Source organism: Spirosoma foliorum (assembly GCF_014117325.1).
GTDB lineage: Bacteria > Bacteroidota > Bacteroidia > Cytophagales > Spirosomataceae > Spirosoma > Spirosoma foliorum.
Window position 1 is genome coordinate 4,801,768 of record NZ_CP059732.1, and the last position, 13,937, is coordinate 4,815,704.

Annotated in this window: 14 protein-coding genes; 5 read left to right on the forward strand and 9 right to left on the reverse strand. The window is 46.1% G+C overall.

Annotated features, from left to right (window positions below):
• Positions 1 to 30: 30 nt before the first annotated feature.
• On the reverse strand, positions 31 to 1,926 hold the full coding sequence (locus tag H3H32_RS20455) for a YgiQ family radical SAM protein (RefSeq protein ID WP_182457498.1): 1,896 nt from the start codon (positions 1,924 to 1,926) through the stop codon (positions 31 to 33).
• Between the two features lie 218 nt (positions 1,927 to 2,144).
• The gene (locus tag H3H32_RS20460; protein WP_182457499.1) at positions 2,145 to 2,444 is read right to left on the reverse strand and encodes a hypothetical protein; all 300 of its coding nucleotides are present in this window, start codon (positions 2,442 to 2,444) and stop codon (positions 2,145 to 2,147) included.
• Between the two features lie 660 nt (positions 2,445 to 3,104).
• On the opposite strand from H3H32_RS20460, the gene H3H32_RS20465 reads away from it, so the two are divergent.
• The 3 genes from H3H32_RS20465 to H3H32_RS20475 all read left to right on the forward strand — a co-directional run bounded on the left by H3H32_RS20465 (position 3,105) and on the right by H3H32_RS20475 (position 5,269).
• The gene (locus tag H3H32_RS20465; protein ID WP_182457500.1) at positions 3,105 to 4,019 is read left to right on the forward strand and encodes a hypothetical protein; all 915 of its coding nucleotides are present in this window, start codon (positions 3,105 to 3,107) and stop codon (positions 4,017 to 4,019) included.
• 84 nt (positions 4,020 to 4,103) lie between these two features.
• Positions 4,104 to 5,009: a hypothetical protein gene (locus tag H3H32_RS20470; protein WP_182457501.1), complete on the forward strand. Its 906-nt coding sequence runs from the start codon at positions 4,104 to 4,106 to the stop codon at positions 5,007 to 5,009.
• A 74-nt stretch (positions 5,010 to 5,083) separates the two neighbouring features.
• Entirely contained in the window at positions 5,084 to 5,269 is a 186-nt protein-coding gene (locus H3H32_RS20475) for a hypothetical protein (protein WP_182457502.1), read from the forward strand.
• Positions 5,270 to 5,310: 41 nt separating this feature from the next.
• Here H3H32_RS20475 and H3H32_RS20480 read toward each other — a convergent pair whose 3' ends face one another.
• The 4 genes from H3H32_RS20480 to H3H32_RS20495 form a co-directional block, all read right to left on the reverse strand.
• Entirely contained in the window at positions 5,311 to 5,745 is a 435-nt protein-coding gene (locus H3H32_RS20480) for an NUDIX domain-containing protein (RefSeq protein WP_182457503.1), read from the reverse strand.
• A gap of 21 nt (positions 5,746 to 5,766) precedes the next feature.
• A complete protein-coding gene (locus H3H32_RS20485; protein WP_220472549.1) occupies positions 5,767 to 6,978 on the reverse strand; it encodes an MFS transporter in 1,212 nt (403 codons plus the stop codon).
• Positions 6,979 to 7,013: 35 nt separating this feature from the next.
• Positions 7,014 to 7,526 (reverse strand): GNAT family N-acetyltransferase, encoded by a 513-nt coding sequence (locus tag H3H32_RS20490; protein ID WP_182457504.1) that lies wholly within the window; start codon positions 7,524 to 7,526, stop codon positions 7,014 to 7,016.
• Between the two features lie 86 nt (positions 7,527 to 7,612).
• Positions 7,613 to 9,016, reverse strand: coding sequence for an aminotransferase-like domain-containing protein (locus H3H32_RS20495; RefSeq protein ID WP_182457505.1), 1,404 nt, complete (start codon positions 9,014 to 9,016; stop codon positions 7,613 to 7,615).
• A gap of 116 nt (positions 9,017 to 9,132) precedes the next feature.
• On the opposite strand from H3H32_RS20495, the gene H3H32_RS20500 reads away from it, so the two are divergent.
• The gene (locus H3H32_RS20500) at positions 9,133 to 9,492 is read left to right on the forward strand and encodes a VOC family protein (protein WP_240543429.1); all 360 of its coding nucleotides are present in this window, start codon (positions 9,133 to 9,135) and stop codon (positions 9,490 to 9,492) included.
• 232 nt (positions 9,493 to 9,724) lie between these two features.
• On the opposite strand, the gene H3H32_RS20505 is transcribed toward H3H32_RS20500, so the two are convergent.
• The 3 genes from H3H32_RS20505 to H3H32_RS37200 all read right to left on the reverse strand — a co-directional run bounded on the left by H3H32_RS20505 (position 9,725) and on the right by H3H32_RS37200 (position 12,991).
• Positions 9,725 to 11,452: a GMC oxidoreductase gene (locus H3H32_RS20505; protein ID WP_182457506.1), complete on the reverse strand. Its 1,728-nt coding sequence runs from the start codon at positions 11,450 to 11,452 to the stop codon at positions 9,725 to 9,727.
• 430 nt (positions 11,453 to 11,882) lie between these two features.
• Entirely contained in the window at positions 11,883 to 12,533 is a 651-nt protein-coding gene (locus tag H3H32_RS37195; RefSeq protein WP_220472671.1) for an IS630 family transposase, read from the reverse strand.
• Positions 12,530 to 12,991, reverse strand: coding sequence for a helix-turn-helix domain-containing protein (locus H3H32_RS37200; protein WP_220472550.1), 462 nt, complete (start codon positions 12,989 to 12,991; stop codon positions 12,530 to 12,532). The genes H3H32_RS37195 and H3H32_RS37200 overlap by 4 nt, the downstream gene beginning before the upstream one ends.
• 79 nt (positions 12,992 to 13,070) lie before the next feature.
• Between H3H32_RS37200 and H3H32_RS20515 the strand changes: the two genes are divergently transcribed.
• A complete protein-coding gene (locus H3H32_RS20515) occupies positions 13,071 to 13,925 on the forward strand; it encodes an AraC family transcriptional regulator (protein WP_182457507.1) in 855 nt (284 codons plus the stop codon).
• Positions 13,926 to 13,937: the final 12 nt, after the last annotated feature.

Below are 13,937 nucleotides of genomic sequence, written 5' to 3' on the forward strand. Positions count from 1 at the left end.
CAACTTTCACCACAAAATCACATGGTTAGTTTAGCGTTTTTTCTTCTTTGAGTAATTTCCCTCAGACCTGGATTTGCCAGCGTTTCCCTGTTTGGGGCTACCTAATAACCGGTCGGCCAAGTCGGGACGTTTGAGTTTGTTCAGGCGATTCCGAATCCAGTCTTTGTATTCAGGTTTGTACCAGAAGAAGTAACGATTCTGCGCCTGTTTTTCATCCCGCGTTTTAGCCGTTTTAACGGGTTTCAACGTGTAGGGGTGAACGCCTGAGTAGTAAATCACCTCGGCTACGGTCATCGGCGTCGGCGTAAAGTCCTGTACCTGTTCGAGTTGAAAGCCTAAGTCTTTGGTTTCGGCAGCCAGGTTGGCCATGTCCTGCTCTTCACAACCGGGGTGCGACGAAATGAAGTACGGAATCAGTGGTTGTTTGAGATTATGCTTCTCCTGAATCTTGTCGTACTTCTGTTTAAATAGCTTGAAGTACTTGAACGATGGCTTCCGCATCACCCGCAACGTATCGTCGGACGTATGCTCCGGGGCAACTTTCAACCGACCCGACACATGGCGCGTAACAAGCTGCTCCATATACTCATCGTGGTTGCCATCGGCGTTGTTCTTGTTAAAATCATCGACTAGCAAATCGTAACGTACACCCGAGCCCACAAACGCTTTTTTGATGTTCGGATTGGCATCGACCTTACGGTACAATTCCGTCATAGGTTTGTGCGACGTATCGAGGTTCGAGCAGATAACCGGGTGAATACAACTTGGGCTTTGGCAACGGGCGCAGATGGTCTCGTCTTTGCCCTTCATCTTGTACATATTGGCCGACGGTCCACCTAAGTCCGAGATATATCCCTTGAACTCGGGGTGCTTCGTAATTTCATCTACTTCTTTCAGCACTGACTGCTCACTGCGAGAAGCCACGAACTTACCCTGGTGGGCCGAAATGGTACAGAAACTACAACCGCCAAAACAGCCCCGGTGCATGTTAACCGAAAACTTGATCATGTCATAGGCCGGAATCGGACCCCGTTTCTTGTATTTCGGGTGCGGAAGCCGCGTGTATGGCAAATCGAACGACTTGTCGATTTCGGCTTCTTCCATCGTTTTAAACGGCGGATTAATCACCAGAATCTGATCGCCCACCTGTTGAAGAATCCGATTGGCCTGCCACTTATTCGACTCTACCTCAACAATTTTGAAGTTGGCCGCATATTTGATTTTATCTTCCAGACATACTTCGTGACTCGCCAACTCGACTGAATTCCAGTTATTATAGTCGCGCAGTTCGGTGCTGGCGTCGTGCATGTAAGCCACCTGGTTTATGTTCCGCATCGACGAGAACGGAACGCCTTTTCGGGCCAATTGCAGGATTTCACGAAGGGGTTGTTCGCCCATACCATACACCAGCATATCGGCACCCGCATCGACCAGAATGGACGGCATAAGCCTATCCTGCCAGTAATCGTAGTGGGTAACCCGACGTAATGAAGCCTCGATACCACCGAGCAAAACCGGCACATCGGGGTACAATTCTTTCAATATCTTGGTATACACAATGGTAGCATAATCAGGCCGGAAACCTGCTTCGCCACCGGGTGTATAGGAGTCATTGGAGCGTAGGCGTTTGTTGGCGGTATAGTGATTAACCATCGAGTCCATACAACCCGCCGTGACGCCAAAGAAATACTTTGGTTTACCGAATTTCTTAAAATCGCGTAGATCGTCTTTCCAGTTTGGTTGGGCAATAATGGCCACCCGAAACCCTTCGCTCTCCATGATCCGACCAATCACAGCCGTGCCAAATGCTGGATGGTCAACATATGCATCCCCCGATACAAGCACAATATCAACTTCGTCCCAGCCTCTTTTTTCGACTTCTTTCATTGTCAGAGGCAACCAGTCTGTAAGGGGTCTTTCAATCATGAGTACATGGTATTATATACCTGAAAACGTCTTATCTCGGAAATAATTCAATGAATGCGAGCCAATTGTGTAACCGCCTGTGCTATTCAGCAACAAAGGTACGGTATTTCCGTGCTGGCAAACTATCTAAAAAGACACAAAAAAGCCGCCCCAGATTGAGGGACGGCTTGCACGTTTTCTTTAACACGGCTTTTGGCAAAAATAAAGCAGCTAAACAGTTATGATTCTTCAATAATTGTCTGCTCTAGTTCAAAACCGCTTTCAGTTGGGATAATCGTCAAGGTTTCCGTCAGCAGTTTAAAGGTCCGTGTTTCAGGCTTTGTTTGATATACCCATACCTCACGAACAACAGGTTCGCGTTCATCATTACCTGTTGTAGGAAGTGGTTTCACTTCGTAAGTAGCCTCTAAGGGAATATCCCGATTAAGATAGGCGGTTCGTATTGCCGCTCGTAGAGCCTGATTAGCCTGTTCAATGGCCGAAGATGGAGTGTTGGGAGGTGAATGTTGGTCTTCCATGTTGCCTATGCGGTTTTTAGTACCGCTCAACGATAAGAAAGTAATAATGCTGCCTAACGATTTGTAACCGCTTTAGACACAACTAAGACGATACCGTCTAAATTTGGTCACATAGTATACAGTCAGTCAACTTAGTAAAGCGAACGTGAATTATGGATAAAATCTGAATTTATTAACTGATTACTAGCTATTCATAGTATTGATTTTTGTCATCCCGACGCCAGGATGACAAAAACCAGGAATTAACACCCGCTTTTATACCCAGACGCACCCGGGCATCAACTTCTTTACTGAGGAATAGAATGCTGGCTAGCAAGCCCCCTTTGAACAGCTTTTCATGATTGAGCGCGTCAAGAATTTCAGGAATAACTAAAAGTGTATTTTTTCGTTTACGGCTGGTTTTTCGCTGGTAGCCATAGATTTAGCCAAAGTAAGAAAAATGCCAACCCACCACGTATCGCCCACTACTAAATCCTATGTGCCGTTAAATCAAAGACTAACTCTATGCATTAACTGGGTGATTAATTTGCAGCATGACCATGTAATTAGTACGCTTTAGTTCAAACGCATTTAATCTAATCACCTCCTTCATAAATGCGTTACGTCTGCCTGGAATTATACGACCTGTTATTCGCCTGATTTGAACAACTACTGACCATTATGCATCGATATCATCTGTTACTCATTGGCCTGCTTCTACGCGTTTCGACTACGCTGGCACAACCAGTTGTTGCCTTGAACACGCGGAATAATTCTGACAAACCCACAAGGACGGCGATAGCCCCCCGCAATACGAAGGCCAGCGAGGCACCCTTTTTTCTAAAGATGTATGGATTTTATAGCCTGTTGACACCCGGAACGGAGATTAATTATAGCTCATCACAAAGCCAGATCACGGCACCTACTATTTACAAGCCGATCAATACGCATCTGGGAGCGGGACCACGAGCAGGTATCGGCGCTGGTCTTATTGTCAGCGATTTTATTAATGTTGGGGTTGATGCCGAAATGCTGTTTGGAGCAACCTTGAAAACTGACTATAATGTATTTGTTGGCAGTAGTAGTAGTACTGCCAGTTTCTATGCTATTACCTCCAATACAACCTTAAAGGTCGTCTCGGTTATACCCAATATTACCTTCAAAGCCCTCTCGCGACCGAGTTACTACATCTACAATCGGCTTGGTCTGGTGGGCGGAGTTGTACTCGATTACAAGACGGTTAGTAATACGCTTCAGACCCCGCCCAAAGGAGCAACTACTACCTCTGTAAACACGACTGATTATACGAAAAACTCTCTGGCGCTGGGGTATCAGGCAGCCCTTGGTATTCAGTTTCGGTTGGGCCAGGCCATTCGGGGCTTTGTTGAGATAGTGGCTTATAACCAATCGTTTAAACCCAAGGAACTACAGGGCACAACGAACAGCACAACGAATGGAACTACTTCTGTTCAGAGTTCCTCCACTGTCTTTAAAGATTTGGGCGATTATAATAAAGAGAACCCCTACGAACAACCAAGCTTTAATGTCGCCATGAACAGCGTTGGCGTAGGGGCTGGACTGGTTTTTCGGTTCTAGTTGCGCTACGACTCCTTACTCCATTGCGATCGGATAGCCCCCTATCGGGCTGTAACATTTAGCTTAAATCGTCAACCTGCTATCATGAATCGATTCATCACGCTTCTCATTAGCCTGCTCCTGTACACTGTATCAGGAAAAGCCCAATCTACCCTTTCTTCAAATGCCCTAAGCCAATCGACTGGCACTGTTTCACAGGAGGCTATGCCTACCAAGACTGCCGCTGCCGAGTCTCCCATTTATGTAAAGCTCTACGGGGTGTATGGCCTCTTGACACCGGGAGTGCAGATCCAGTATAGTCAATCACAAAGTCAGACGGGCATTGCCTTCCCGTTCAAAACAACCAACAAAGGACTGGGAGCGGGCCCTCGCGCTGGCGTCGGTATTGGCCTGATTGCTAGCGACTTCATTAACATTGGTATTGATGCCGATATGCTGTTTGGATCGGCGGTAAACATTACAAATAGTTATGATGACGGTACGTATTCGTACACCAACTCATCATCCACAACGCTAAAGGTCGTTTCGGTTATACCCAATATTACCTTCAAAGCCCTCTCGCGACCGAGTTACTACATCTACAATCGGCTTGGTTTGGTGGGCGGAGTTGTACTCGATTACAAGACAGTCACCAATGGGGTCAGCGTGGCTAAGAACGGGACCAGTAATACCTTTAATTCTACCAACAGTTATACCAGTAACTCGCTGGCATTAGGATATCAGGCAGCTTTGGGGATTCAATTTCGATTGAGTCAGGCCATACGAGGTTTTGCCGAGGTCGTATTCTACAATCAATCCTTCAAACCCAAACGGCTCGAAGTGACGACCGCCAATGTTATTGGCGGAAAACCCACTACGAGTCTCGTCGTTACAGACTACATTGATGAGGGTAGCATCGTAAATTCCACTACCCAACCCAACAAAGCCCTAAGCTATAACGTAGCGATGAACAGTGTGGGCGTCGGGGCAGGTCTGGTCTTTCGGTTTTGATTCGTCTGCCTTAGCGATGTACAAATAAGAATTATCCCTTTACTTTGATGAGTATAAACTAAACTCATTGAGGCATGCATTTGGCTATACATGAATTAAAGGAGTTACTATTGGTAACGCAGGCCCATTTACGGGTACTTGAACAGCTTGAAGCGGAACGGATTGCTAAAGAAACGGGACAACCCTTACGCGTTATTGAACAGCGGATTCAAACGCTGGCCGAGGAAATACTTGATATTGTTCGGGAAGAGAATTCCTAAGTTCTATAAACGTGAACGTAGGAGAAGCAGGTATTTAATTACTATTGCTCCTTTAAAAGCATTAGCACATGTTTATCGATTGGAAATGCGAAGTCATCCAAAGTCAATGTACTAATCATTTCCCAGCGAAAGGATTGTTGACTGTCCAGAGATGGGTCAAAATCGAAGGGCTTTGTCTTTATCGCACAGCGAAGCTCTTCGAGCAATCTGACCAAATAATAAACACTGACAATTTGTTTATCATCAAAGGAAGACTTAACGAACATTTCTGTTGTATAAAAGTGATGAATTACCTCAACAGCGGTGTTACACTCTTCTACAAATTCCCGCTTTAGAGCGTCCAATAAGCCTTCTCCAAATTCAACCCCACCACCTGGAAACTTAGTATAGACGAGTCCATCCATCATTTCGTCCGAAATTAAAATCTCTTGTCGCTCATTAACGAGTAAGCCATACACGCGAACACTGAAATCCATATAAATAGTCTGCCTGATTTCTTACTTTTCCTCTTTAAAATTAATAGCGGCAACACAGGCGGCAATCAAAGCAACAGTTCCAAATACCCTGAATGCCTGATTCAGTCCAATAGTTACGATCAAGCTAAACACCAGACTGCCCAAACCATAGCCCATGAACAGAAAAAAGGCAAATAAACCCGTTGCTGCTCCTTTTTTGGGTGAGAGCGTTGTAATAATTGCCGCAAATAAAGGGTGGGTCAATTCGAAGCCGAACGATAATGTCGCGATAAAGAGGCAAGAGGCAACCAGCGAATAATTCATACTCAGCAAAATTGCAGATAGCGCACCGATTAGAATACCGATTGGGATAATTCTAGAGCGGCCATACTTATCGGCAAGTTTCCCTAGCAGCGGTCCGAGTAACAACCCTGGTATGCCGTATCCGAGAAGGGCCAGGCCCACACCCTGCTCATCCAGGTGATAATTTTTGTAAAAGAAGTACCCAGTCCAGGCAAAAACACCGCTATGAAACATGCCGTTGAACAGAACGAATAAATAAGTTCTCCAGCCACGGGGCAAGAAAAAAACCTCTTTAACCGACTGATATAAGGCGACAAAGCTACCAAAAGGCTCACTTTCTTTCTGAAGAAAATTCTTACGGTAACCAATCAGCAGAACTAGAATTAACACACCAACTCCTGCAACCATCCAAAACAGCACTGGCCAGCTCACCTTTGCGGTAAACAAAGCGCCAACACTCGATCCAAAGGCAGTCCCTGCGGCCATGAATCCAAAAAAAATACCCAGGGCGTGACCACGCCGTTCATAGGGAAATTTATCCCCAATCCACCCAATGGTGTTTGGTGCCACACCGGCAGCACCTATACCCGTTAGTAATCGCAGTATAATCATCTGCGTAATAGACTGGCAAAATCCGGTGCAGGCAGTCAACACAATAAAGCAGGTTAACGAACATAAGATGACTGGAAACCGGCCATATTTATCCGACAGCGGCCCATAAATTAAGGTGGCCAAACCATAACCCAACAAATAAGCTGGTTCAATAAAACTCACATGCCGAACAGACACGTGGAAAATCCTGGACAAACCCGGCAAAATAGGGGCAACCATAAACCCTTGAAAGAAGATAATGAATGTTCCTAGCGACAAGACAACTACCAGAAACATAGGAGGGGTAACAGCACTCGTAAGTGATTGAACTAAAGCGCCTTGCTGTTGAGTTGATTTCATGTTAAAAATCTCATTTCAGGACTACAGCGGGCCGCCTAGGCGACTAAATATACTGATGCCAATGGTAGCTCATCGAGATGATCAATTTCCTGTTGCCGGGAGAATCCTTTGCTTTCAAAAAATTCAATCAGCGGATTTTCGATAGACTCATTTATCCATATCCCGATCCCTTCGTAGGACTTGCAAATGGTGAGGCACTTGTCGAGCAGAGAATCTCTGATAGTGGGCTCCGAATAGCTGCTTAGTACGCCAAAGTCTGCGATTCGGACAGCCCGTTTATTATCTAGCACCTGAGGTTTTTGCCCCTTTGTTGTAATTCGCGCATAGCCAACGGGCTTGTTATCCGCATAAACTACCAGCCACTGGTTAGACCAGTTGTTGAGTTCTGCAATCAATGTCTGTTCATTGAAATTGTCTTCGATGTACTTTTTAAGTACTTTCTGGCTGAGCAGGGATGAAAATTTCTGTGTTGCCAGTTCTTTGGTAAGCTTTAAAAGAGCTTCCAGTCCCTGCTCTGTCGCTACCGTAAATTTTGTGATAATACGCATACCCATTAACTATGTTATAGGCAAATGTATGCGTATCAGGATTTCAGTACACAGTACACAATTTGTATATATAACCAGTACAGATGCTACGAATATTGAGCAGCCAATTTAATCGCGTCAATTCTTTTCTGGGAAAATTTATCAGCAAACACCACTCGGAAATACTTATCGAAAGTCGATGAAAAAGAAAATGTGTAGCCAGGCGTGAATCTGACTCCAACCTTCTCACATCGATCATAGAAGCGGGTTATATCTGTATCGTCCGGCATTTTCACCCAGATATTGTATCCGCCCGCTGGGGTTATCATGGAGGTTCCTTGCGGAAAATTATCCGCTAACAGATTAATGGTCAAGTGGGCATTCTTTGCCAGCTGCATCCTGAAAGCGCGAATATGGCGATCATAGATACTCCCGCTTAACAATCGACTGACGGTTTCCTGGTATACAGGCGAGACTGTGCCGCCCAAGGCAAATTTGACCTGTTCTGCGCGTTGCATATAGTTCCCAGCCGCTAACCAACCCAGTCGTATTCCAGGGGCCAATGTTTTTGCACAAGATGAGTAAGATAGCACCAGGCCACTGTCATCGAATCGTTTTATCGGAGAAGGTCTTGGTCCCTGAAAGTTCAAATCGCCATAGATATCATTCTCGATGAGGGCTACATTGTATTGATAGGCAATCGATAGCAGCGCCAGCTTTTGTTCATTTGTCAGTAATAATCCCGTAGGATTGTGGAAGTTAGGCGTTACAATTGCCGCTTTAACGATGTTGTTCTGGCAGGCCTTTCTCAAAAAGTCAACATCGAAACCGGTTTGTGGATCAACCGGAATTTCTATGACTTTCAGATTGAGTACCCTGATCACTTCCAACACTGAAAATACACATGGACTCTCGACCGCTATTACATCGCCTGCCTGACAAACAGACAGTAACGCAATAAAAAGTGCTTGTAATGCGCCATCTGTAATCAGGAGTTCGTCTGGATTAAGAATGGTTTGATGAGTGGCAGCCCGTTTAATGATAGTTTCCTTCAGTTCCAGAGAGCCATTTGACGGATAATACCGTAACAAGCCAGCGCCTTGCTCCCTAATTATCTGCTGCATAGTTCGTAGCAGTAGTTTTTGGGGAATCAACAGATCGCCCGGAGCTGCTACATTAAATTCGGACAGTTTGCGCCCGGCCCGTAGCGAGGTAGTAAGTCCGAGATGGTGTTTGAAAATGGCATCTCGGACCACTGGTCGCTGGTTGACCTTCTGGGGTGGATTTAATACCTCCACCCTATTACTGACATAGTATCCCGATTTGGGGACACTCTCGACCAGTCCGCAGGCCATAAGATATTCATAGCCATTTTGTATCGTACTGATGCTTGTTTGATACTGCTCCTTTAACTCGCGAACGGAGGGTAACTTATGGCCTGGCTTAAAAACGCCTTCTCTAATATTTTTTTCAATGGTATTGGTAAAAACCTCAAATTTATAGGCCTTCATAACTATACTGGCAGTTTTTATAGATTTCGTATCTGTACTATTAATCTAAGCAATTTACTTTCGGTAGAAAGCTGGGTATAGCTCATTAGTACGTTTACTATAAAAAAGATAAACCAATGACCAAAAGCAAATTGCTACGCATGGATAATGTTGGCATTGTGGTAGAATCCCTCAATGAGACTATCGCTTTTTTTATCGAGCTTGGCCTCAAACTCGAAGGGCGAACTATGATAGAAGGTGAATGGGCCGGTCGCGTAACTGGACTGGGCAACCAACACGTCGAGATCGCTATGATGGTCACCCCCGATGGCCACAGCCGACTCGAACTCTCGCGATTTCTCGCTCCGCCTGTCATCGCAGATAACCGGAACGCTCCTGTGAATGCGCTGGGCTACCTGCGGGTCATGTTCACCGTAGAAGACATCGACCAGACGCTCGACAGTCACCAACCAACTGGGCGCCCAGTTGGTTGGTGACGTGGTTCAATACGAAGACTCATACCGACTGTGCTATATCCGCGGCCCCGAGGGAATACTCATCGGGCTGGCCGAAGAGCTTGCACTAAGTAAAGGAGGCTTATCATCTCCCTAGCGGTAATATTATGTATGATGCATGGTGTATGATATAGGATGTATGAAGGATTACTGTGGTGCCAACTATATCATACACCTTATATCATATACCCTACATCATACATCCTACATCAACTTATAAATTTTGCCGTTTCAATTCGCTTACGGCAAAATTGGCCGCTCGGGCAGTTAGCGCCATAAACGTGAGCGATGGGTTTTGACAAGCCACCGAAGCAAACGAAGCCCCGTCGGTAACGAAAATATTCTTAGACGCCCAAAGCTGATTGTGCGCGTTGAGCATCGACGTCCTGGGGTCACGGCCCATTCGAACGCCCCCCGTTTCATGAACGGCATTGCCGGGTATTGAGTGGTTATCGTACGTAGTGATATTTTTCAGCCCAGATGCTTCGAGCATTTCGGCGGCATCGTTCATCATGTCCTGACGCATACGCTCCTCATTTTCCTGGAATTTCACGTCGAAGATGACCGTGGGTAAACCCCATTTGTCAAGCCGATTATGATTAAGCGTAATTGTGTTGTTTTCATAGGGCAAACATTCACCGAAACCCATGATGCCCATCGTCCATGGTCCCGGCTGTTCTGCTCGTTCCTTCAGGGCCGCTCCGAACTCAGCCTCACCAGTAGCGGCTTCTGCAATAAGTCGCTGCCAGCCGGATCGGGAAGCCCCGCCCTGATAGCCAAAGCCGCGCAGGTATGAACGCTTGTCGGTTCCAATATTCCGATAGCGGGGAATATAAATGCCATTCGCCCGACGCCCGTAATAGTATTTATCATCGAACCCCATACCATCGGCCTGTGCGTTGGCCCCTACCTGAAAATGGTGGTCCATGATGTATTTACCTAAGGTGCCACTATCATTGCCAAAGCCGTTTGGAAAACGGCTTGAAACCGAGTTGAGCAGAATGAAATTCGTGGCCATAGCCGACGCATTCAGAAAGATAATCCGGGCGTAATACTCGGTTGTCTGATTCGTTTTGGAGTCGATAACCCGAACCCCAATCGCCTTCCCTTTTTTCTCGTCAAACAACACTTCCGACACAATACTATCGGTCCGAACCGTGAGCCGATTGGTTTTGCGGGCGGCTGGTAATGTAGCCGAAAGCGAACTGAAATAGCCACCATACGGGCAACCTCTGACGCACTGATTCCGGTACTGGCACGGAGCGCGACCAACCGAGGTGTGTATCGGATTGGCTTTCGACAAATTAGCGGTTCGGCCAATAGTCATCACGCGATTCATTTTGGTTTTCAGTTTCCCGCGAACGTGCTCCTCTACACAGTTCAAATCCATAGGCGGTAAAAATTCACCGTCAGGTAATTGAGCCAACCCCTCCTTATTGCCTGAAATACCGGCGAATGATTCGACATAGCTATACCAGGGAGCCAGGTCTTTATACCGAATGGGCCAGTCGGTGCCGAAACCATCGCGGGCGTTTGCCTCAAAATCCATCTCGCTAAATCGGTAGCTCTGCCGCCCCCACATAATCGACTTACCACCCAATATATCAGGGCGATACCAGAGAAATGGGTGTATTTCTTTGTAGGGCGCGTTTCGATTATCGAATACAAAGTGGCCACTTTGTTCATTATAGCCCATAACCCGAAAATCAGGAGCTGGGTCATCTTTGGGTAGAATCGTACGATCGCGATGGGCAAACTCCCAGGGGGCTTTCGTGGCAGTTTCGTAGCCAGTAACGTGCTGAAGATCACGCCCTCGCTCGAGCATCAGCACCTGCAATCCTTTCTGGGTGAGTTCTTTAGCGGCCCATCCGCCACTAACGCCCGAACCAACCACAATGGCATCGAACGTATTGTTGAGTTGTGCTTTAAGATTAAGGTTCATAAGGGGTTCGGAAATCCCTAATCGTGCTACGAGTTGGCACAGCTAAGGCTTGTCTTTGGGGGAACGATTTACGTTCTAAAAAGACGAGGTTGGCTGATTATACCTACTCGATAGAAAGGCAATGTTGTTTTCCCGTTCACGACAAACCTCCTCGTGTCGTCACTATGATTTTGTTTCCGTATAACTTTATAGTAACTATTGCTCCTAGGATAGTAAAAACAGATTCATCAATCAGGCTAACAAGCAATCGGCCCTTACATTAATCTCAAAAAATACTCCTTGGTGACATAAAAGCCTTTATATACTTCGAAAAACGAGTGTTGTAAGAGAAATTTTTGTGTTCACTGCCAGTAAACTACACTCCATAACACGTTTTCATTTCTGTTGTTACTAGTGTAATTCTTGAACTCTTACTAGTGTTGTCTAAAGATTAAACTGTCGGGTATAGCTTATGTAATTTTACTCGGGCATCTTTGGTGGTAAACTGCCAGTTCGCCTTCGCTTGTTTGGCATTTCTGTTTGCTTGCCAGGCGGTAATTTCTGCTACCAGCAACTCTTTGGTCGCAATGTGCCGATTCAGGCAATCACGCTGTAAGATGGACAACTCAATCTCAGCCATGTCAAGCCAACTGCCATGCTTGGGGGTATAGACAAACTCCAATCGATCCAGATACGCTTTGGCTTTCTCGGCCCCAAAAACTGTATAAAATGCACTGGGTTTATGGGCACTCAGATTATCTCCAACCACCGTCATTTTTACACAGTCTGTATAAGGGCCGTCCAATAAATTGGCTAGCACACCCACCCACGTAATGGCCTTGTGATCGTCTTTGACTTCGACAAACCGTTGCCCTGCCAAGGGTTCAAAGGCCATATAAATCTCGCCTACGCCCCGCCGGATGTATTCGGAATCTTGGATGCGTGTGCCGTCGGCGGAACGATATTGCTTGATTTCGATTAGTTGTTTGGGTGATTCGTCCACACAAACAACGGGAAACCGCTCATCATAAGGTCGCTCATAAACAGCTAAAACCTGTTCCATATAGTACACAAAATCGGCACTTTGCTTGGGCGGAATCACCCATCCCTTGACCCGCCAGGGCTTAAGTTGGTTTTTTTTAACACCGTTGCCACACTCGTGTGAGAAAGCGTTTCAACTACTTGGAGTTCGACCAGTCGATCCGCAATAGCCTGTAATTTCCAGCGGCTTTCACCGACTGGTGGTTCGCTACAGGCAATGGCAATCAAGTGAGCTTCCACTTCCCCCGTCAGCTTTTTGTCGGAACGGGGCTGGCGGGGCTTTGGATCAAAGACCGCCATGCCCTGCTCACAAAATTCTTTGCGAATCCGCTCAACACTGCGTGTGGAGAGATGATAGGTGGCGGCAATCGTAGTTTGGCTCTGGCGTTCGACAGCCTCGTCACTGGCCAAAAGCACCTGTGCTTTTTGGATGAGTTTAGCGGCTGTTTTGCCTTTTTGGACTTTAGCCAGTAATTCTGTACGTTCGGTGGCCGTTAGAGTCAGTCGATGCTTAGTCATGGAAGATGAGTTACAGCATCAAAAATACAAAAAGCCGCCAGACTACTCTTTAAGTAACACTAGTAAGTAACAAGCAGGCATGCATAGGATCGATTCGTTACCGGAGGATTTCAGCCAAAATAGCCAATTGCCCATCCGAATTGTTTCTCCGGATTTTGGTCATTTATCCCCCCAAACTACAGATAAGTATGAGCCGACGCGTCGTTTATCTTACTACTACTTTCTCTTTATTCTGGAAGGCTCTGCTCAGTATGCCGTTGACATGGAAAAGGTCGACCTCAGTAAGCATGAGCTACTTTTCGCGTTGCCTCACCAGATTCAACAATTGCCGGTCAATGTACATGGAAAGGATTATTATAAACTGGGCTTTGATGAAGAATGCCTGTCCCGATTGCCGAAGCAATACCCTTTCCTGCTCAATCCACTTAATCAGCAAAAAATAAGTTTTTCACCTGCGGCTGCCAGTAGGCTTCAGGCTATTTTTGAACTACTTCTGGGTTTGTTAACGACTTCAGATACGGAGCCTGAGCTTATCTTGGCCCATCTGAATAGTCTGATGACGGAAATTAATCTGGCTTATTTTGCCAGTGATAGAAAGCCCTCAGATGACAAACTCGCCAAATACATCGGATTCAAGGTATTTGTAGAGAACAACCTCACTGATCACCCGACCATCAAGGATATTGCGGAAAAACTTGCCCTGAACACTGATAGCTTATACCACCTGGTTAAACACTACTCAGGGCGCTCACCAAAAGAATTTATTACGAACCGTCTTATTCTGGAAGCTAGACGCCGACTATATTACGGAGAGCGATCTTCCGTTAAGGAATTGGCTTTTGAGCTTGGTTTCAATGACCCTGACTACTTTTCCCGCCTGTTTAAAAAGGAAACTGGCAAAACGGTCGCTGAGTTTTTTCAGGATTTGTCCTGAACTTGTCGGCTT